General features: G+C 67.7%; 20 protein-coding genes. 18 read left to right on the forward strand and 2 right to left on the reverse strand.

The window, feature by feature from the left end; all coding sequences use genetic code 11:
- Nucleotides 1-16 precede the first annotated feature (16 nt).
- The 5 genes from gap to F792_RS0106920 all read left to right on the forward strand — a co-directional run bounded on the left by gap (nucleotide 17) and on the right by F792_RS0106920 (nucleotide 5,846).
- Nucleotides 17-1,015 (forward strand): type I glyceraldehyde-3-phosphate dehydrogenase, encoded by a 999-nt coding sequence (gap, locus tag F792_RS0106900; protein WP_018145139.1) that lies wholly within the window; start codon nucleotides 17-19, stop codon nucleotides 1,013-1,015.
- Nucleotides 1,016-1,144: 129 nt separating this feature from the next.
- A complete protein-coding gene (locus tag F792_RS0106905) occupies nucleotides 1,145-2,323 on the forward strand; it encodes a phosphoglycerate kinase (protein WP_018145140.1) in 1,179 nt (392 codons plus the stop codon).
- Between the two features lie 37 nt (nucleotides 2,324-2,360).
- Nucleotides 2,361-3,791, forward strand: a complete 1,431-nt coding sequence (pyk, locus tag F792_RS0106910; protein ID WP_018168948.1) for a pyruvate kinase — start codon at nucleotides 2,361-2,363, stop codon at nucleotides 3,789-3,791.
- A gap of 79 nt (nucleotides 3,792-3,870) precedes the next feature.
- Nucleotides 3,871-4,935, forward strand: a complete 1,065-nt coding sequence (fba, locus tag F792_RS0106915; RefSeq protein ID WP_018145142.1) for a class II fructose-bisphosphate aldolase — start codon at nucleotides 3,871-3,873, stop codon at nucleotides 4,933-4,935.
- 131 nt (nucleotides 4,936-5,066) lie between these two features.
- Nucleotides 5,067-5,846: a lipid-binding SYLF domain-containing protein gene (locus F792_RS0106920; protein ID WP_018168949.1), complete on the forward strand. Its 780-nt coding sequence runs from the start codon at nucleotides 5,067-5,069 to the stop codon at nucleotides 5,844-5,846.
- On the opposite strand, the gene bioD is transcribed toward F792_RS0106920, so the two are convergent.
- Nucleotides 5,786-6,505: a dethiobiotin synthase gene (gene bioD / locus F792_RS0106925; protein ID WP_018168950.1), complete on the reverse strand. Its 720-nt coding sequence runs from the start codon at nucleotides 6,503-6,505 to the stop codon at nucleotides 5,786-5,788. The genes F792_RS0106920 and bioD overlap by 61 nt on opposite strands.
- Nucleotides 6,502-7,398, reverse strand: a complete 897-nt coding sequence (locus F792_RS0106930; RefSeq protein WP_018168951.1) for a phosphoribosylaminoimidazolesuccinocarboxamide synthase — start codon at nucleotides 7,396-7,398, stop codon at nucleotides 6,502-6,504. The genes bioD and F792_RS0106930 overlap by 4 nt, the downstream gene beginning before the upstream one ends.
- Before the next feature lie 291 nt (nucleotides 7,399-7,689).
- Here F792_RS0106930 and purE point away from each other — a divergent pair, with 291 nt between their 5' ends.
- The 13 genes from purE (at nucleotide 7,690) to trpC (ending at nucleotide 19,140) form a co-directional block, all read left to right on the forward strand.
- On the forward strand, nucleotides 7,690-8,199 hold the full coding sequence (purE, locus tag F792_RS0106935) for a 5-(carboxyamino)imidazole ribonucleotide mutase (protein ID WP_018649625.1): 510 nt from the start codon (nucleotides 7,690-7,692) through the stop codon (nucleotides 8,197-8,199).
- Complete coding sequence (locus tag F792_RS0106940; RefSeq protein WP_018168953.1) at nucleotides 8,196-9,377, forward strand: 5-(carboxyamino)imidazole ribonucleotide synthase; 1,182 nt, start codon at nucleotides 8,196-8,198, stop codon at nucleotides 9,375-9,377. Before purE ends, F792_RS0106940 begins: the two co-directional genes overlap by 4 nt.
- Nucleotides 9,374-9,991, forward strand: coding sequence for a class I SAM-dependent methyltransferase (locus tag F792_RS0106945; RefSeq protein WP_018168954.1), 618 nt, complete (start codon nucleotides 9,374-9,376; stop codon nucleotides 9,989-9,991). The genes F792_RS0106940 and F792_RS0106945 overlap by 4 nt, the downstream gene beginning before the upstream one ends.
- A gap of 2 nt (nucleotides 9,992-9,993) precedes the next feature.
- Nucleotides 9,994-10,659 (forward strand): energy-coupling factor ABC transporter permease, encoded by a 666-nt coding sequence (locus F792_RS0106950; protein WP_018168955.1) that lies wholly within the window; start codon nucleotides 9,994-9,996, stop codon nucleotides 10,657-10,659.
- A 170-nt stretch (nucleotides 10,660-10,829) separates the two neighbouring features.
- Entirely contained in the window at nucleotides 10,830-11,153 is a 324-nt protein-coding gene (locus F792_RS0106955; RefSeq protein WP_018145150.1) for a c-type cytochrome, read from the forward strand.
- A 193-nt stretch (nucleotides 11,154-11,346) separates the two neighbouring features.
- Nucleotides 11,347-12,036: a ribulose-phosphate 3-epimerase gene (gene rpe / locus F792_RS0106960; RefSeq protein WP_018145151.1), complete on the forward strand. Its 690-nt coding sequence runs from the start codon at nucleotides 11,347-11,349 to the stop codon at nucleotides 12,034-12,036.
- Nucleotides 12,037-12,059: 23 nt separating this feature from the next.
- Nucleotides 12,060-12,743: a phosphoglycolate phosphatase gene (locus tag F792_RS0106965; RefSeq protein WP_018168956.1), complete on the forward strand. Its 684-nt coding sequence runs from the start codon at nucleotides 12,060-12,062 to the stop codon at nucleotides 12,741-12,743.
- Nucleotides 12,744-12,837: 94 nt separating this feature from the next.
- A complete protein-coding gene (trpE, locus tag F792_RS0106970; protein WP_018168957.1) occupies nucleotides 12,838-14,325 on the forward strand; it encodes an anthranilate synthase component I in 1,488 nt (495 codons plus the stop codon).
- 9 nt (nucleotides 14,326-14,334) lie between these two features.
- Nucleotides 14,335-15,138 carry a triacylglycerol lipase gene (locus F792_RS0106975; protein WP_018168958.1) on the forward strand — a complete coding sequence of 268 codons (804 nt, stop codon included), beginning with the start codon at nucleotides 14,335-14,337 and terminating at the stop codon, nucleotides 15,136-15,138.
- Between the two features lie 139 nt (nucleotides 15,139-15,277).
- On the forward strand, nucleotides 15,278-15,871 hold the full coding sequence (locus tag F792_RS0106980) for an aminodeoxychorismate/anthranilate synthase component II (protein ID WP_018168959.1): 594 nt from the start codon (nucleotides 15,278-15,280) through the stop codon (nucleotides 15,869-15,871).
- Between the two features lie 166 nt (nucleotides 15,872-16,037).
- Nucleotides 16,038-17,267 carry a multidrug effflux MFS transporter gene (locus tag F792_RS0106985; RefSeq protein ID WP_018168960.1) on the forward strand — a complete coding sequence of 410 codons (1,230 nt, stop codon included), beginning with the start codon at nucleotides 16,038-16,040 and terminating at the stop codon, nucleotides 17,265-17,267.
- Nucleotides 17,268-17,296: 29 nt separating this feature from the next.
- Nucleotides 17,297-18,331 carry an anthranilate phosphoribosyltransferase gene (gene trpD, locus F792_RS0106990; RefSeq protein WP_018168961.1) on the forward strand — a complete coding sequence of 345 codons (1,035 nt, stop codon included), beginning with the start codon at nucleotides 17,297-17,299 and terminating at the stop codon, nucleotides 18,329-18,331.
- Nucleotides 18,328-19,140 (forward strand): indole-3-glycerol phosphate synthase TrpC, encoded by an 813-nt coding sequence (gene trpC, locus F792_RS0106995; RefSeq protein WP_018145158.1) that lies wholly within the window; start codon nucleotides 18,328-18,330, stop codon nucleotides 19,138-19,140. The genes trpD and trpC overlap by 4 nt, the downstream gene beginning before the upstream one ends.
- Nucleotides 19,141-19,145 lie beyond the last annotated feature (5 nt).

Below are 19,145 nucleotides of genomic sequence, written 5' to 3' on the forward strand. Positions count from 1 at the left end.
TAAAGAGGAGACTCTCATGTCTATCAAGGTTGGTATCAACGGTTTCGGTCGTATCGGCCGCATGGCTTTCCGTGCCATCGCCAAGGATTTCCCGAACCTCCAGGTGGTCGGCATCAACGACCTGCTGGATCCGGAATACCTGGCTTACATGCTGCGTTATGACTCCGTCCATGGTCGCTTCGAAGGCGACGTCAGCGTCGACGGTAACGACCTGGTGGTGAACGGCAACCGCATCCGCCTGACCGCCGAGAAGGATCCGGCCGCGCTGAAGTGGGGCGATATCGACGCCGACATCGTGATCGAATCCACCGGTCTGTTTCTGACCGCCGAGACCGCCCAGAAGCATCTGGACGCCGGCGCCAAGAAGGTCGTGATGTCCGCGCCGTCCAAGGACGACACCCCGATGTTCGTCTTTGGCGTGAACCATGGTGAGTACGCCGGCCAGACCATGGTCTCGGCCGCGTCCTGCACCACCAACGCCCTGGCCCCGGTGGCCAAGGTGCTGAACGACAAGTTCGGCATCAAGCGTGGTCTGATGACCACCGTGCACGCCGCCACGGCGACCCAGAAGACCGTCGATGGCCCGTCCATGAAGGACTGGCGTGGGGGCCGCGGCATCCTGGAGAACATCATCCCGTCCTCCACCGGTGCTGCCAAGGCCGTGGGCAAGGTGCTGCCGGAACTGAACGGCAAGCTGACCGGCATGGCCTTCCGCGTGCCGACCTCCGACGTGTCGGTGGTCGACCTCACCGTGGAGCTCAACAGCGACGCCAACTACGACGACGTCTGCGCGGCCATGAAGAAGGCCTCCGAGGGCGAGCTGAAGGGCGTGCTGGGCTACACCGAAGACCTGGTGGTCTCCACCGACTTCCGCGGCTACACCGCCCCGTCCGTGTTTGACGCCGGTGCCGGCATCCAGCTGGACCCGACCTTCGTGAAGGTCGTCGCCTGGTACGACAACGAGTACGGCTACACCTGCAACATGCTGCGCATGGTGGAGCACGTCGCCAAGTAAGGCCGGATGGCCGGGCCCCTCGGGGTCCGGCCATTTGCATTGCCTGGGTCCAAGAGGCCTGGGGCCAGTCCCTGCGGGGGCTCGCCCGAAGCCTTTTCTCTTTCCAACCGTATTTCGAGAGGTACTCCCATGTCTGTCATCAAGATGACCGATCTCGACCTGCAGGGTCGCCGTGTGCTGGTGCGTCAGGATCTCAACGTCCCGGTGAAGGGCGGCAAGGTCACCTCCGACGCCCGTATCCGCGCGAGCCTCGAGACCGTGCAGAAGGCCCTGGATGCCGGTGCGGCCGTGATGCTGATGTCGCATCTGGGCCGCCCGACCGAGGGAGAGTTCTCCGAGGAGGACTCTCTGGCCCCGGTCGCCGAGCATATGGGTGGCCTGCTCGGGCGCGAAGTGCGCCTGGTGCGAGACTACCTCGATGGCGTGGATGCCAAGCCGGGCGAGGTGATCCTGCTAGAGAACGTGCGCTTCAACGCCGGCGAGAAGAAGGACGACGAGGCACTGGCCAAGAAGTATGCGGCGCTGTGCGACGTGTTCGTGATGGACGCCTTCGGTACCGCCCACCGCGCCCAGGCCTCCACTCATGGCGTGGCCAAATTCGCCCCGCAGGCCTGCGCCGGCCCGTTGCTGGCCAAGGAGCTGGAGGCTCTGGGTCAGGCCCTGGAAACCCCGAAGCGCCCGCTGGTGGCGATCGTCGGTGGGTCCAAGGTCTCGACCAAGCTGACCGTGCTGGAGTCGCTGTCCAAGGTTGTCGATCAGCTGATCGTCGGTGGCGGCATCGCCAACACCTTTATCGCGGCCCAGGGCCATGGTGTCGGCAAGTCGCTGTACGAGGCGGATCTGGTCGATGAGTCCAAGCGCCTGATGGAGGCCGCCCGCGCCAAGGGCGGCGAGATCCCGGTCCCGACCGACGTGACCGTGGGCAAGGAGTTCTCCGAATCCACCCCGGCCGAGACCAAGGCCGTAGACGCCGTTGCGGACGACGACATGATCTTCGATGTGGGCCCCGAGACCGCGGCCACCTATGCCGAGGCCCTGCGCAATGCCGGCACCATCGTCTGGAACGGCCCGGTGGGCGTGTTCGAGTTCGATCAGTTCGCCGGCGGCACCAAGGCCCTGGGCGAGGCGATCGCCGAGAGCAATGCGTTCTCCATCGCCGGGGGTGGCGACACCCTGGCCGCGATCGACAAGTACAACCTGGCGGATCGCATCAGCTACATCTCCACCGGCGGCGGCGCCTTCCTCGAGTTCCTCGAGGGCAAGACCCTGCCGGCCGTCGCCATCCTGGAAGAACGGGCCAAGGGCTGAGGCCCTTGTCCTTCCCCGCTGACGGAGACACGCGCGGATGAGACGTACCAAGATCGTAGCCACGCTGGGGCCGGCAACGGACAGCGACGAGGGCATGGAGGCCATCATCCGGGCCGGTGTGGATGTGGTCCGGTTGAACTTCTCGCATGGCGATCCGGATGACCACCGCCAGCGCCTGGCGCGCCTGCGGGCCGCCTCCGAGCGCGCCGGCCGTTGCGTCGGTGTTCTGGGCGACCTGCAGGGCCCCAAAATCCGCATCGACCGCTTCCAGCAGGGCAAGGTGCAGCTGGAAGAGGGGGCGCCCTTCGCGCTGGATGCCGAACTGGATCGCGACGCGGGCGATGCCACCCAGGTCGGCCTGACCTACAAGGACCTCCCGGACGACGTGCGCACGGACGACATCCTGCTGCTGGATGACGGTCGTATCGTGCTCAAGGTCACGGCGGTCAATGGCAGCCGGATCGAGACCACGGTCGAAGTCGGCGGCGAGCTGTCCAACAACAAGGGCATCAACCGCCAGGGCGGTGGCCTGTCTGCGCCCGCGATTACGGACAAGGACCGCGACGATATCCGCCTGGCGGCCGAGCTGCAGGTGGACTACCTGGCCGTCTCGTTCCCGCGTTCCGCCCAGGACCTGCACCTGGCGCGGGGCCTGTTGAAGGATGCCGGCTGGGAGGCCGGGATCTGCGCCAAGATCGAGCGCTCCGAGGCCCTGGAGGTGATCGACGAGATTATCGCCGCCTCGGAGGTCATCATGATCGCCCGCGGCGATCTGGGCGTGGAGATCGGTGACGCCGAGCTCCCGGGGGTGCAGAAGACCCTGATCACGCGCGCGCGCAGCCTCAATCGTCTGGTCATCACTGCGACCCAGATGATGGAGACCATGATCACGAATCCGATCCCGACCCGCGCCGAGGTATTCGACGTGGCGAACGCGGTGCTGGACGGCACGGATGCGGTGATGCTCTCTGGCGAGACCGCGACCGGGCGTTATCCTGCGCGCGTGGTCACCAGCATGGACCGGATCTGCGAGGCTGCCGAGCGCCAGCGCGCCGCACGCCAGTCGGACCATCGCATGGATTCGACCTTCGGCCGGGTCGACGAGGCCATCGCGATGGCCACCATGTACACCGCCAACCATCTCGATGTCTCCGCGATCGCCGCGCTGACCGAGTCCGGTTCCACGGCGCTGTGGATGTCGCGCATCAGCTCGGGCATCCCGATCTACGCGCTCACCCAGCACGAATCCACCAGCCGCCGCATGACGCTTTATCGCGGCGTCTATCCGGTGACTCTGAAGCCGATCCCCGAGAGCCACGAAAGCGTGAACCGTGAGGCGGTGAACTTGCTCAAGGGCGAGGGCGTCGTGCAGGATGGCGAGTTGGTCATCATTACCAAGGGCGACCTGCAGGGCGAGCATGGCGGCACCAACGCCATGAAGATCGTGCGCGTCGGCGAACTGGCCTGAACCGCGCACCGCCCGCAGTCGCCAACCAGATTAATCGACTTTTTCACTACCTCAGTCCGAATCCCGTAAGGAGGAATCCATGGCTCTAATCTCACTTCGCCAGCTTCTGGACCATGCCGCCGAACATGGCTATGGCATGCCGGCGTACAACGCCAACAACATGGAACAGGTCCATTCGATCATGGAAGCGGCCGCTGCGGTCGACTCCCCGGTGATCATTCAGGCCTCCGCCGGTGCCCGCAAGTACGCCGGCGAGCCCTTCCTGCGCCACAACATCATCGCCGCCATCGAGCAGTACCCGGACATCCCGGTTGTGCTGCACCAGGATCACGGCTCCGAGCCGGCAGTCTGCCTGCGCTCCATCCAGTCCGGCTTCAGCTCGGTGATGATGGACGGCTCCCTGATGCCTGACATGAAGACCCCGGCCTCGTACGACTACAACCGTGACGTGACCGCCAAGGTCTCCGAGATCGCCCACGCCTGTGGCGTGTCCGTGGAAGGCGAGCTGGGCTGCCTGGGATCCCTGGAAACCGGCATGGCCGGCGAGGAAGACGGTTCCGGTGCCGAGGGCCAGCTGTCCCACGACCAGCTGCTGACCGACCCGGACGAAGCCGCCGACTTCGTGAAGAACACCAAGTGCGATGCCCTGGCGATCGCCATCGGTACCTCCCACGGCGCCTACAAGTTCACCCGTCCGCCGACCGGTGACATCCTGGCCATCCAGCGCGTGAAGGAGATCCACGCCCGCATCCCGGATACCCATCTGGTCATGCACGGCTCCTCCTCCGTTCCGCAGGAGTGGCTGCAGATCATCAACAAGTACGGCGGCGATATGGGCGAGACCTACGGCGTGCCGGTCGAAGAGATCCAGGAAGGCATCAAGCACGGCGTGCGCAAGGTCAACATCGATACCGACCTGCGCATGGCCTCCACCGGTGCGGTGCGCAAGTTCCTGGCCGAGAACCCGAAGGAATTCGATCCGCGCAAGTTCCTGAAGGCCTCGACCGCCGCAATGAAGGACCTCTGCCAGGCCCGTTACGAGGCCTTCGGTTGCGCCGGCATGGCGTCCAAGATCAAGCCGATCTCCCTGGACGACATGGTCAAGCGCTACCTGTCCGGCGAGCTGGATCCCAAGGTCAACTGATCCTGCGGGTTGCAGCACGAAAAAGGGGGCTTCGGCCCCCTTTTTTTGTGCCATGATGAATGTATTCGTTAGGGAGACGCCGACGCATTCGCGCGGCCGCGTCTCCCTTGGCCTTTCTGGAGGTTTCCACGATGCAACGACTGATCCTTTTCTGCCTGACGACGCTGGTGTTTGCCGCCATAGTGGGGAGCGCTCACGCGAACCCGTTCAGCCGCGAGATCGATCCGCAGGACATCATCGATCGCGCCCAGGCGACGGTGGAGAACATGGCGACCCACCCCGAGTACGAGTCCCTTAAAGAGGACCTGCGCGACGCCCGCGGCGTGGTGATCTTCCCGCGCGTGGCTCGCGGGGCCTTCCTGATCGGAGGCTCCGGCGGCATCGGCGTGTTCCTTGCCTGGGACGACGAGCGCGGCGATTATTCGCCGGTGGCGTTCTACTCCCTCGGTTCGGTCAGCTTCGGCATGCAGTTCGGTGGTGATGCCGCCGAGGTGGTGATGGTCGCGCGCACCCAGGATGCGGTGGACTCGATGTTCGGGTCCGCCATCCGCCTGGGGGGCGATGCCTCGGTGGCTGCCGGTCCGGTGGGTGCGGGCCGGAGCGCCACCCCGACGGCCGACTTCCTGTCCTACTCGCGGGCGCGGGGTGCCTACCTGGGCATGAGCTTGTCCGGCTCGCGCATGACCGTGCGCGACGACTTCAACGAGGCGTACTACGGCGAGTCCCAGCGCCCGGTGCATATCATCGAGAGCCGCCGCGTCGACCGTGAAGGGACCCGTGCCCTGCGCGAGACCCTGGCCGGGTTCCGGGTTGACGAAGAGGAAGCCCCTGCGGCCTCCGAGTCCCGTGGTCAGGGGCGCGAGTCCTCCGGCGGCGTGCGCCCGGACAACTTCGAGGTGGAGAGCTTCTGAACCAGCGCCGCGCGGGTGATGCCTTCGGCTGACTCGATGATCGGGGCGCTCGTGCGTGAACGCAGCGCGGCCGCATTGTCGAGGCGCGGGTCGGCATCCTCCCGGCGCCGGTTGAGCACGATCCCGGCCAGTTGCAGGCCGCGTCGTTCCAGGGCCTCCAGGGTCAACAGGCAGGTGTTCAGTGTGCCCAGGCGGTCCTCCGCCACTAGCAGGACCGGCAGCCCGAGGGCCTCGGCGAGGTCCGCGTTCAGCCCATCGGTACACAGCGGCGAGTAGAAGCCCCCCGCACCCTCCACTAGCCGCGGGCCCGTGCCGTCGGCTGCGCAGGCCGCGGCCAGCTCCGCGATCGTCAGGCGCACGCCCTGGTTCGCGGCGGCCTGGTCCGGGGCGATGGCATCGGGGAAGCGCCAGGGCGTGACCTGCTCGATGGCGGCGTCCGGAAGGCCCGCCGCGTGGGTCAGGTTCATCCCGTCCTCGGGCCACAGCCCATCGGGGCCCGGCGGGCAGCCGGATTCCACCGGCTTGCGCGGTTGCGGCCGCAGCCCACGATCCCGCCAGAGTTCCAGCAGCGCGCAGCTGACGAAGGTCTTGCCGACGCCGGTGTCGGTGCCGGTGACGAACAGGCCCTGCGGGGGCGCTCCTGTCTGTGCCGGGCTCATGCGTCGCGGGTCAGGCGCTCCAGGGCCTCGCGATAGCGCGCCGCGGTCTGTTCCACCACTTCCGCGGGCAGCTCGGGGCCGGGCGGCTGCTTGTCCCAGTCCAGGGTCTCCAGGTAGTCGCGTACGTATTGCTTGTCGAAGGACTCCGGGCTGGTGCCTGGCGCGTAGCGGTCGGCCGGCCAGAAGCGCGAGGAGTCCGGGGTCAGGACCTCGTCGATCAGATGCAGGGTGCCGGCGGCATCGACGCCGAACTCGAACTTGGTGTCGGCGATGATGATGCCGCGCTCGGCGGCGTAGTCGCGGGCCATCGCGTAGATCGAGAGTGCCGCATCGCGCACCTGCCGCGCCCGGTCCTCGCCGATGGTCGCCACCACGGCATCAAAGTCGATATTGGCGTCGTGGTCGCCGACGTCGGCCTTGGTGCTGGGGGTGAAGATCGCCTCGGGGAGCTTCGAGGCGAGCTCCAGGCCGGCCGGGAGCGGGATGCCGCAGACCGCGCCGCTGGCCTGGTAGTCCTTCCAGCCAGAGCCGATCAGGTAGCCGCGTACCACTGCCTCCACCGGCAGGGCCTCGAGCCGGCGGATCACCAGGCTGCGTCCTTCCAGCGGGGCGCGAACGGCCGGGTCCGGAATCACCTGTTCCAGTGGGATATCGGTCAACTGGTTGGGGATGCCCAGCTCGCGCTCCACCTTGTGCATCCAGAACTGCGTGATCTCCGTCAGCACTCGGCCCTTCTCGGGCACGGCCGTGGGCAGGATCACGTCAAAGGCGGACAGGCGGTCGGTGGTGACCATCAGCCAGTGGTCGGCGTCCACCGCATAGAGATCGCGTACCTTGCCGCGATGCACGAGTTCCAGGTCGGGGAGTTGGCTTTCAAGCAGGGTGTCAGTCATGCCGCGATTCTACCGGGCGCGGGCCTTGCGCACCACGAAGCGGACGAAGACACGAAGAAAAGCGATCCACAAGGAGACGCGACGATCGGCAGCAAGCGCATGGGCGCGTCGAGCCTTATCCACCGGCCATTCACGCCCCCCGCTTCGCTCTCACCAGTGAGCCCTTCCGGCCTTTGGGTCTCCCTGTGGATCGCTCCTTGACCGGGCTTTTCTGCGCGTCCGGGAGCGCTTCGTGGTGCGCATGGCTTGTCGGGTGGGGCCGGGGTCGCTATCGTTCGGGCCATGACTGAGATGGCAGGCAATTCGGCGGCGCCTCGCGTGGGCGTCGTGATGGGGAGCACCTCCGACTGGGCGACCATGGAGCGGGCGGTGGATGTGCTGGACGAACTCGGGATCCCGTTCGAGGCCCGGGTGGTGTCGGCTCACCGAACACCGGATCTGCTTTTCGAGTACGCCGAGCAGGCACGCGAGCGGGGCCTCCAGGCGATCATCGCCGGGGCCGGGGGGGCGGCGCACCTGCCGGGGATGCTGGCCTCCAAGACCCCGGTTCCGGTGCTCGGCGTGCCGGTCGCCTCGCGCCACCTGAAGGGGCAGGACTCGCTGCTGTCCATCGTGCAGATGCCGCGCGGCATCCCCGTGGCGACCTTCGCGATCGGCGAGGCGGGCGCGGCGAACGCCGCCTTGTTCGCCGCCGCGATGCTGGCGAACCACGATCTCGATCTGCGTGAGCGTCTGGATGCCTTTCGCCAGTCCCAGAGTCAGGCCGTGCTGGGGCAGACCCTGCCACCGGACCCGTCATGATCCAGCCCCCTGCGACCCTCGGGCTGCTCGGTGGCGGGCAGCTCGGCCGCTATTTCGTGGAGGCCGCACAGGGTATGGGCTATCCCGTATGGGTCCTGGACCCGGACCCGGCGAGCCCGGCCGGGCGAGTGGCGGCGCGGCACCTGTGCCAGGCCTTCGACGACCCCGATGCGCTGCAGGCCCTGGCCGGGGCCTGCGCGGTCATTACCACCGAGTTCGAGAACATCCCGCGCCCGGCCGTGGAGTGGCTGGATGCCCGCGCCTGTCTGCGCCCGGGGCCGCGCGCCCTGAGCATTGCCCAGGATCGCCTGGAGGAGAAGGCCTTCCTCGGCGAGATCGATGTGGCGGTAGCCCCCTGGCAGGCGGTCCTGGCCGGCCAGACGCCCGAAGTGCGAGCGGACGCGGGGGGGCCGACGTTCCCCGCGATCCTGAAGACCGCGCGCCTGGGTTATGACGGCAAGGGCCAGGTCCGGCTGGCGCAGGCCGGCGAGTTGCCCGCGGCGCATGCCGAGCTGGGGCTGGTGGACTGCGTGCTGGAGGCCCAGGTCGAGCTGGAGCGCGAGCTCTCGGTGCTGGTGGCGCGAACCGCGGACGGCGCGAACGAGGCCTTTCCGGTGGCGGAAAACACCCATCACGAGGGCATCCTGCACCTGACGCGGGTGCCGGCCCGAGTCGGCGACGAGCCGCGCGAACGCGCCACGGCGATCGCGCGGCACATTGCCGAGCAGCTCGACTACCAGGGGTTGCTGGCGGTGGAGTTCTTCCTCACGGTGGAGGGTGAATTGCTGGTCAACGAGATCGCGCCGCGTCCGCATAACTCCGGGCACTACACCCAGGATGCCTGCACCATCAGCCAGTTCGAACAACAGGTGCGCGCAGTCTGCGGGCTGGGGCTGGCCCCGGCCTTGCTGACCACGCCGGTGGCGATGGTCAACCTGCTGGGTGACCTGTGGCCCGCCGCAGCGGAACCCGACTGGCAGGGCGTGCTGGCTGCCGGCCGCGCGCGGCTGCATCTGTATGGCAAGGCCGAGGCCCGGTCCGGCCGCAAGATGGGGCACGTCAACGTGCTCGGTCTGCCGGGCGAGGACGACGCCGGCGCCGCGGCCTCCACCGCCGAGGCCCTGTGGCAGGGTCTGGCCGAGGCTGTGGAGCGGACTGCGGACGGAGGGGTGGCATGAAGGAGGGCTTCCCCACGATCCAGGCGCGGCGTACCCGTCAGGCGGAGCTGAAGCGCGACCTGGAGTTCGAGGACACGCTGGCCGGAGAACACCTGCGGTTCCGCACGACCTGGGGTCTGTTCTCGCCGCGCCGCATCGACGATGGCACGCGGATGTTGCTGGAGCGCATCGAGGTGGAGCCAACCGATGCCTGCCTGGATCTGGGCTGTGGCTATGGCCCGATCGGCCTGACGCTGGCGCGCAAGGCGCCGCAGGGACACTGCACGCTGGTGGACACCAACTTCCTGGCGGTGGAGTACAGCCGGCGTAACGCCGAGCTGAACGGCATCACCAATGTGGACTGCGTGACCAGTAACGGCTTCGCGCAGATCCGTGACCGGCGTTTCGATCTGGTCACCTCGAACCTGCCGGCCAAGGTGGGGCGCGAGATGCTCTACACCTACCTGCTGGACGCCCACGAGCAGATGAACCCGGGTGGACGCATCTATGTCGTAACCATTACCGGGTTGCGGCGGTTCATCGAGAAGGGGTTCAAGGAAGTGTTCGGCAACTACGACAAGGTCAAGCAGGGCCGCGAGTACACTGTCGCGGCCGCGGTGCGCGAGCCCGACTGAGCATGGTCGAGGGGGCGGGCGAACTGCCGGTTGCGCTCCGGGTGCTGTCCGCCGTGCTGCTGGGTGGCGGCATGCTGGTGATGCTGCGGCGCATGCCCTGGGAGACCTTCTTCGTGCCCGGCCGCGCCCAGCTGTTCGTGATCGCCACGCTGTGCCTGCTGCTGATCTGGAGCATGCGGGCGCAGGCCCTGGATGGGCTGGCCCTGCATTTTCTGGGCATGGCCACCGTGACCCTGATGTTCGGTTGGCAGCTGGCGATCCTGATGGTCTTCCTGGTGGTGGCGATCCTCGGCCTGTTCGGCGTGCTCCCGCTAGCCGCCTTCCCGTTGACGGTGCTGCTGGCGGGTATTCTGCCGGTCGCGGTCACCTGGGGCCTGCTGCGGCTGTCCGAGGCGCGTCTGCCCGCGCACATGTTCATCTACCTCTACGCGGTCGGTTTCCTCGGCGGGGCGCTTTCGGTGGTTGCCACCGTGCTGGCCTCGGCGGCGATCTACGGGTTGTTCACCGAGCTCGCCTGGGCGGATATCCATCGCGACTACCTGCGCTACCTGGCCCTGCTGGTGCTGCCCGAGGCGGTGATCAACGGGATCGTGATTACCGGCCTGGTCATGGTGCGTCCCGAGTGGCTGGCGACCTGGTCGGACGAGCGCTACATCCACGGACGCTAGGAAGGCTCCGGCCCGCGTTCTCCGACCGATCGAATGGCTCCATGGAGCGGCCTGTGGCTATGTCCCTGTTTGGTTCTATGTTAATGCACCATTCAGGAAAGCCCTGCTAACGTTTGCATCAAGACGGGGCGACGACCCCGCCCGGGAACTTGAGCGAGGAGACTACAATAATGAAAACCAAGCTGTTCGTGCTGGCCGGTATTGCCGGCAGTGTCCTGATGCTGTCCAGTGCGGCCCAGGCCGCCGATATCCAGGCGGGGCAGTCCAAGTACCAGAACACCTGTGCCAGCTGTCACGGTGCCCAGGGCAAGGGGCAGGCGATCTTCCCGGCCTTGGCCGGCAAGGATGCGGACACCGTGGCCAGTCTGCTGGAGCGCTATCGCGCCGGCGAGGAAGTCGGTGATCATACCGCGCTGATGCGTCCGCAGGCCCAGGGCCTGAGCGATGACGACATCGCCAACCTGTCCAACTACATCGCGACCGAGTTCAACTGATCCGGGCGCCTTGGTAGAGGCAAGCGAAGGCAGCCAACGGGCCGGGGGTTTCTCCGGCCCGTTTGCGTTGGAGTGCCGCCCGCTGCGACCACTGGCTTTTGCCTGGCATCCCGGCATCCGGTAAAGTTCGGCGATTCCGAGAGCACGGTCGACGGTCGGCCCTGCTTCACCAGCGATCCCTGCGAGGCTTTCCATGGCACAACCCGATTTCATCGCTCCGTCCATCCTTTCCGCCGACTTCGCCCGCCTGGGCGAGGAAGTCGACAACGTCCTGGCGGCCGGTGCCGACACCGTGCACTTCGACGTGATGGACAACCACTATGTGCCCAACCTGACGATCGGTCCGCTGGTCTGTGATGCCCTGCGCAAGCACGGCGTGACCGCGCCGATCGACGTGCACCTGATGGTCAAGCCGGTGGATCGCATCATCCCGGACTTCGCCCAGGCCGGTGCCAGCTACATCACGTTCCATCCGGAGGCCTCCGATCACATCGACCGCACCCTGCAGCTGATCCACGCCGAGGGCTGCAAGGCCGGGCTGGTGTTCAATCCGGCAACCCCGCTGTCCTATCTCGAGTACGTGATGGACAAGGTCGACATGATCCTGCTGATGTCGGTGAACCCGGGCTTTGGTGGCCAGAAGTTCATCCCGAATACGCTGGACAAGTTGCGCGCCGCGCGCAAGATGATCGACGACTCCGGGCGTGATATCCGCCTCGAGATCGATGGTGGCGTGAAGGCCGACAATATCCGCGAGATCAAGGCCGCCGGTGCCGATACCTTTGTGGCCGGGTCCGCGATCTTCGGCGCCGGCAGCGACACCGACCCGAACCGCTACGACAGCATCATCCAGCAGATGCGCGACGAGCTGGCCAAGGCCTGAATCGACGGTTACCGGAGACCGGGATGTCCCTGAAACGCCCCCGCATGATCCTGATCGACCTGGACGGCACGCTGATTGACAGCGTGCCGGACTTGGCCTTTAGCGTGGATGCGATGATGCGCGAGCTGGGCCTGCCCGAACGCGGCGAGCCGGCCGTGCGCAACTGGGTCGGCAACGGCGTGGAGCGGTTGGTCCAGCGCGCGCTGGTCAACGACCTCGACGGCGAGCCGGACGCGGAGCAGTTCGCACATGCGCTGCCCGTGTTCATGCGCATCTATCAGGAGAACACCGCCGGGCGTTCGCCGCTTTATCCGGGCGTGCGCGAGGGGCTGGACCAACTGAAGGCCGCGGGCTACCGGCTGGGCTGCGTGACCAACAAGGCCGAGCGCTTCACCGTGCCGCTGCTGCGCGAAAAGGGCATCCTCGACGACTTCGAGATCGTGGTCGCCGGCGACGCCCTGCCGCAGAAGAAGCCGGATCCGGCCCCGCTGCTGCACGCGGCCGACAAGCTCGGCGTGGACCCGTCCGAGGCTTTGATGGTCGGGGACTCCAAGAGCGACGTGAAGGCCGCCCGCGCCGCTGGCTTCCAGATCGTCTGCATGACCTACGGGTACAACCACGGCAAGGATATCCGCGACGAGCACCCGGACGCGGTGCTCGATCGGCTGGACGAGTTGCCGGACCTGCTGCCCGCCCGGGCGGCGTGATCCGTGATGTCGGCAACGGACCGGACAATGGGGCGATGGCGAGACGGCGGATGAACCGCCACGCCATCCATCCCCCTTGTCAGGAACCGTTGTGATGACCCCCGAACAGTTCGACCAGCTGGCCCGCGAGGGCTATAACCGCATCCCGCTGGTGCGCGAGGTCCTGGCGGATCTCGAGACCCCGCTGTCCATCTTCCTCAAGCTGGCCAACCGGCCGTATTCCTACCTGTTCGAGTCCGTGCAGGGCGGGGAGCGCTGGGGGCGGTATTCCTTCATCGGCCTGCCGGCGCGCACCCTGGTGCGCGTGCATGGCCACGACATCACCGTGGAGACCGACGGCGCGGTGATGGAGCAGACCACCGAGACGGACCCGCTGGCCTGGATCGAGGCCTATCAGGCGCGCTTCAAGGCCGCGGAGCTGCCGGGGCTTCCACGCTTCACCGGTGGCCTGGTCGGCTATTTCGGGTTCGAGACCGTGCGCCTGATCGAGCCGCGCCTGGAGGGGCCGGAGAAGCCGGATGCCCTGGGGTTGCCGGATATCCTGCTGATGGTCTCCGAGGAGGTCGTGGTCTACGACAACCTCTCCGGGCGGCTGTATCTGGTGGTCCATGCGGATACGACCCAGGCCGGTGGCCAGGCCGTGGCCGCCGCCCGCCTGGACGAGCTGGAGACCCGCCTGGGCGAGCCGCTGGTACCGCCGGAGGATCCGCCGCATCCACACGCGGTGCCGGAGTATGTGTCCGGCTGGTCGGCCGAGGGCTATCAGGCCGCCGTCAAGCGGGCGCAGGAATACATCATGGACGGCGACGTGATGCAGGTGGTGCTGGCACAGCGCATGAGCGTGCCGTTCTCCGCACCGCCGCTGAACCTCTACCGGGCCCTGCGGGCGCTGAACCCGTCGCCCTACATGTACTACCTCGACCTGGACGATCACCACGTGGTCGGGGCCTCCCCGGAGATCCTGGTGCGCCTGGAGGACGACTGCGTGACCGTGCGTCCGATCGCCGGCACCCGCCCGCGTGGGCGTACCGAGGCGGAAGATCGCGCGCTGGAGGCCGAATTGTTGGCGGATCCAAAGGAGCGTGCCGAGCACCTGATGCTGATCGATCTGGGGCGCAACGATGTCGGCCGGGTCTGTGAGATCGGCTCGGTGGAGGTGACTGACACCATGAGCATCGAGCGCTACTCGCATGTGATGCACATCGTCTCCAACGTGGAGGGGCGGCTGGCCCCGGGCCACTCGCCGATGGATGTCCTGCGCGCGACCTTCCCGGCCGGGACCGTCTCGGGGGCACCGAAGATCCGCGCGCTGGAGATTATCGACGAGCTGGAACCGGTCAAGCGCGGGCCCTACTCCGGTGCGGTGGGGTACCTCTCGTGGTCGGGCAATATGGACACCGCGATCGCGATCCGCACCGCCGTGCTGCACGACGGTGAGTTGCACATCCAGGCCGGGGCCGGTGTAGTCCACGACTCGGTGCCGGAAAACGAGTGGCAGGAGACCCTGAACAAGGGGCGCGCGGTGGTGCGTGCGGCCGAGACCGCCCTGGGCGGTCTGGGGCCCCGGCGCCACCGCGACTGAGGGCCGGTCATGCGGTGCGGTGGCCTTCGCATCCTGTTGCTGGTGCTCGGGCTCTGGCTGTTGCCGGGGCTGGCGGCGGCGCAGATCGTGGTGCTGGTACCCGGGGGCTGGGATCGCGGCGACGGTTTTCGCCAGGCTGGGTTCACCGCGGCCCTGAACGCCGCCGGCTATGCCGATGGCGGGCGTGCCCGTGCAAACGTGGGCGCTGCGCACTTCGAGCGAGCTCCCGACCCCGCCGCACGCCAGTTCTATACCGTGGATCTGCCGACCGCTGTGGCTCCACCGGAACGGGCGCGGGCGCTCGGCCAGGTGGTCGATGGTCTGACCCGGCGCCACCCCGGCCGCGAGCTGGTGCTGGTCGGGCATTCCACCGGCGGGGTCGTGGCGCGCGAGCTGCTGGTGCGTCAGCCGCACCCGGCCATCTCCACCCTGGTGACCTTCTCCGCGCCGCATGCGGGGGGCGGCTGGTCCGCGCTGGCGCGTTCGGTGACGGATGCGCTGGCCGATTCCCCGCTGGGGCTGTACGCCCCGTTCGCCGGCGTGCAGGGGCTGCACCGGCGCGAAGGGCTGTGGGGCCCGGAGGGTGGTTCGCCGGCTGCGATGCATCTGGAGTGGCTGAACACGCAGGCGCATCCGCCCATCCGCTATGTCTCGGTCGTGCGCCTGGCCGACCCGTGGGTGGATGCCGCTAGCCAGGACATGAACCGCCTCCCGGCCCTGCGCGGACGGGCGCATACCCTGCCCAGCCCTGGCGGGCACCGGTTGGAGGCCGCCGACGGCACCCTGCTGGTGGCGCTATTGCTGCCGCGATGAAGGCGCGCGGTTTCGTCAGCGCGATTGCGGTTGCGGCGCAACCACTCGGGACCCGGGGTATGCTTGGTCCCTGCCTGGGTGCGCATGACCTCGGTTTTATTCGTCTGCCCGTTTCTTTCGGCCTCCAGGGACGTTCGCCATGATCCTGATGCTCGACAACTACGACTCGTTCACCTTCAACCTGGTCCAGTACCTGGGCGAGCTGGGGGCGGAGGTGGTGGTGCACCGCAATGACTGCATCACCCCGGAACAGATTGCGGAGCTCGACCCCACCGGTATCGTGATCTCCCCCGGCCCCTGTACGCCGAACGAGGCGGGGGTGTCGCTGGAGGTGATCCGGCGCTTTGCCGGCGAGATCCCGATCCTCGGGGTCTGCCTCGGGCACCAGGCGATCGGCCAGGTCTTCGGTGGCCGCGTGGTGCGGGCGCGCGAGATCATGCACGGCAAGACCTCGCCGGTGCATCACACCGGGGTCGGGGTGTTCGCCGGGCTGGAGAATCCGCTGGAGGCCACGCGCTATCACTCGCTGGTGGTCGAGGCCGCAAGCCTCCCGGAATGTCTGGAGGTCACTGCCTGGACCCAGCGCGAAGACGGCTCGCGCGACGAGATCATGGGCCTGCGTCATCGCGAGCTGGATGTCGAGGGCGTGCAGTTTCACCCGGAATCCATCCTGACCCGCCAGGGGCACGAACTGCTCGGCAACTTCCTGAGTCGCCTGCCCCAGCCGGCGTGAAGCGCAGGTCAATAGACACCTCTCCACGCGGCCCTTACTGCTTGTTCTGGACGGCAGGTGGGGTTCGCCTGGCCGCGCCTGCTGGCGGTATTGCGGCTCGCACCGCTCGCGCGGCGGCCTCTCGCGGGTCGTGCCCGACCGGTGTTCACTCTCGATTCCGGCGCGCATGCCTCGCTTGAGGGGCGCCGCCACGGAACGCCGCACGCGGCTGCGCTTCGCCCTGCTGGTAGCGCCGCTGTCCATGCTGGCGCCGTTCTCGCTGGATACCTATCTGCCCTCGTTTCCGGCGATGGCCGAGGCCCTGGCCGTCGATGGTGTGGCGATGCAGGCGACGCTGTCCGCCTATCTGGTCGCGTTCGCCGTTGCCACCCTGATTGCCGGCCCGCTGTCGGATGCCTATGGCCGGCGCCCGGTGGTGTTGTGGGCCCTGCTGGCCTACGTGTTGACCTCGGTGCTGCTGGTGTTCGCGATGGAGTACTGGCAGGTGCTGGCGTTGCGCATGGGACAGGGGCTGGCGGCGGCGGCCGGGGTGGTGGTCGGGCGAGCGCTGATCCGCGATCGCTTTGATCCCACCGACGCGCGGCGGGTGTTCGCGCTGGTCACCATGATGTTCGCGATCGGGCCGGCCGCCGCGCCGATCATCGGCGGCTGGTTGCAGGCGGCGTTTGGCTGGCGTTCGGTGTTCGCCTTCCTGACACTCTACGGCGTCTTCCTGCTGTTGGCGGTGCGCGCCTGGATGCCGGAGACCCTGCCGCCGGTCGGCCGCGTCTCCAGTCACCCGCGTCCGGTCATCCGGGGCTACCTGGGCACGCTGCACAACCCGGCGTTTCTGTTCCCGGTCGCGGTCCATGCGGGGATGTTCGGGGCGATGTTCCTGTTCATTGCCGCGTCCCCGACCATCATCTACGAGCACCTGCAAGGCGGGGAACAGGACTTCTGGTGGTTGTTCGGGCCGCTGGTCGCCGGGCTGGTGGTGGGCGGCTTCGTCGCCGGGCGCGTGGCCGGGGTGGTGAGCCCGCAGCGGGCCGTGGCGATCGGGCTCGGGCTGTCTGGGCTGTCGCTGGCGCTGGTGGGCCTGGCGGTGCTGGCCGACGGCCCGGTGGCCGCGATCACCGGGCCGTTCGCGCTATACAGCTTCGCCCTGGCCACGGCGATGCCGTCGCTGACCCTGCTGGCGCTGGATTGTTACCCCGGCGCGCGCGGCATGGCTGCGGCCATGCAGGCCTTCGTGCAGCTGGGCTTCAGCGCGCTGCTGGCGCTGTTCCTGGTCGACTGGCTGGACGATGCCATGGGGCGTCTGGTCCTCGCGGCGCTGCTGCTCTGGGCCCTGGCACTGGCCGCCTGGCTGGTCGCGCCGGGCGGTGGTCGTGCGGGCACCGCGCGGACGTTACACTAGCCGCTTCGAATTTCCGCAGGAGCAAGCCCGTGACCGTGCAGCAAGCGATAGCGGCCCTCATCGAGCGCCGCGACCTGGACGAGGCGACCATGACCGCCGTGATGCAGGCGGTGATGACCGGCGAGGCCACGGATGCCCAGATCGGCGCGTTCCTGGTGGCCCTGCGCATGAAGGGCGAGACCATCGAGGAGATCCGCGCGGCTGCCGGCGTGATGCGCTCGCTGGCCACGCGCGTGGATGTGCCGCGTACCGGGCTGGTGGATACCTGCGGAACCGGCGGCGATGCCTCGGGCACCTTCAATATCTCCACCGCCGCGGCGCTGGTGGCGGCGGCGGGCGGCGTGCGGGTCGCCAAGCACGGCAATCGCTCGGTGTCGTCGAAATCCGGCAGTGCCGACGTGCTGGAATCGCTGGGGATCTCGCTGGGCCTGTCGCCGGCAGCGGTGGGGACCTGCATCGACGAGGTCGGTGTTGGCTTCCTGTTCGCTCCCGCCCACCACGGCGCGATGAAGCACGCGATCGGTCCGCGCAAGGAACTTGGCGTGCGTACGCTGTTCAATGTGCTGGGGCCGCTGACCAACCCCGCCGGGGCGCCGAATCAGGTGCTCGGCGTGTTTTCCCAGGATTGGGTGCGCCCGCTGGCCGAGGCCCTGAAGGGGCTCGGTAGCGAGCACGTCCTGGTGGTGCATGCCGAGGATGGTCTGGACGAGATCAGCATCGCCTCGCCGACCCGGGTGGCGGAGCTGCAGGATGGCGAGATCCGCGAATACACCATCCGTCCGGAGGATTTCGGGCTGACCACCACGGCGCTGGATGCGGTGCGGGTCGACAGCGTGGAGGCCTCGGCCAGCATGCTGCGCGGCGTGCTGGACGGACAGGCGGGTGCGGCACGCGACATCGTGCTGCTGAATGCCGGGGCGGCGATCTACGCCGGTGGCGGGGCGGACACACTCCCAGCGGGGATCAAGGCCGCCGCCCGGGCGATCGATTCCGGCGCGGCGCGCGAACGGCTGGAGCGCCTGCAAGCGACCAGCGCAAGACTGGCAAACAAGGAAGCACAATGAGTGAAGGCAACGCAGTACCCGACATCCTGCAGCGCATCCTGGAGCGCAAGCGCGAGGAGCTGAAGGAACGCGAGGTGTACTGGCCACTGCGCGAGTTGCGCGGCTGGATGGGGTCCGCCCCGGCGCCGCGTGGTTTTCGCGCGGCCCTGCAGCGCGATATCGACGCCGGGCGCCCTGCGGTGATCGCGGAGATCAAGAAGGCCAGCCCGAGCCAGGGCCAGATCAGCCCGAACTTCAACCCCGAGGCGTTTGCGCGCAGCTACGAGGAGCATGGTGCGACCTGTCTGTCGGTGCTGACCGACGTGGACTTCTTCAAGGGACGCGACGGCGACCTGCGCGACGCGCGTGTGGCCTGCACGATCCCGATCCTGCGCAAGGATTTCGTGATTGATCTCTACCAGGTCTACGAGGCGCGGGTGCTGGGTGCGGATTGCGTGCTGCTGATCGCGGCGGCGCTGGATGACACGGCGCTGCACGAGCTCTTCTTCCTGACCCGCGAGCTGGGCATGGATGCCCTGGTGGAGGTACATGACGCCGAGGAGCTGGAGCGGGCCAAGCGCATCGGGGCCGACCTGATCGGCATCAACAACCGCGACCTGCACAGCTTCGAGACGCGGCTGGAGACGACGCTGGAGTTGAAGGATCAGGTGCCGGAGGAGGCCCTGCTGGTGACCGAAAGCGGCATCCACACGCGCGAGGATGTCGCGCGCATGCAGGCGGCCGGGGTGAATGCCTTTCTGGTGGGAGAGGCCTTCATGCGCACCGAGGACCCGGGCGCGGCCCTGGGCCGGCTGTTCCGCGGCGAATAACGGCC

The organism is Thioalkalivibrio sp. ALMg9 (assembly GCF_000380625.1).
In the GTDB taxonomy this organism is placed as follows: domain Bacteria; phylum Pseudomonadota; class Gammaproteobacteria; order Ectothiorhodospirales; family Ectothiorhodospiraceae; genus Thioalkalivibrio; species Thioalkalivibrio versutus.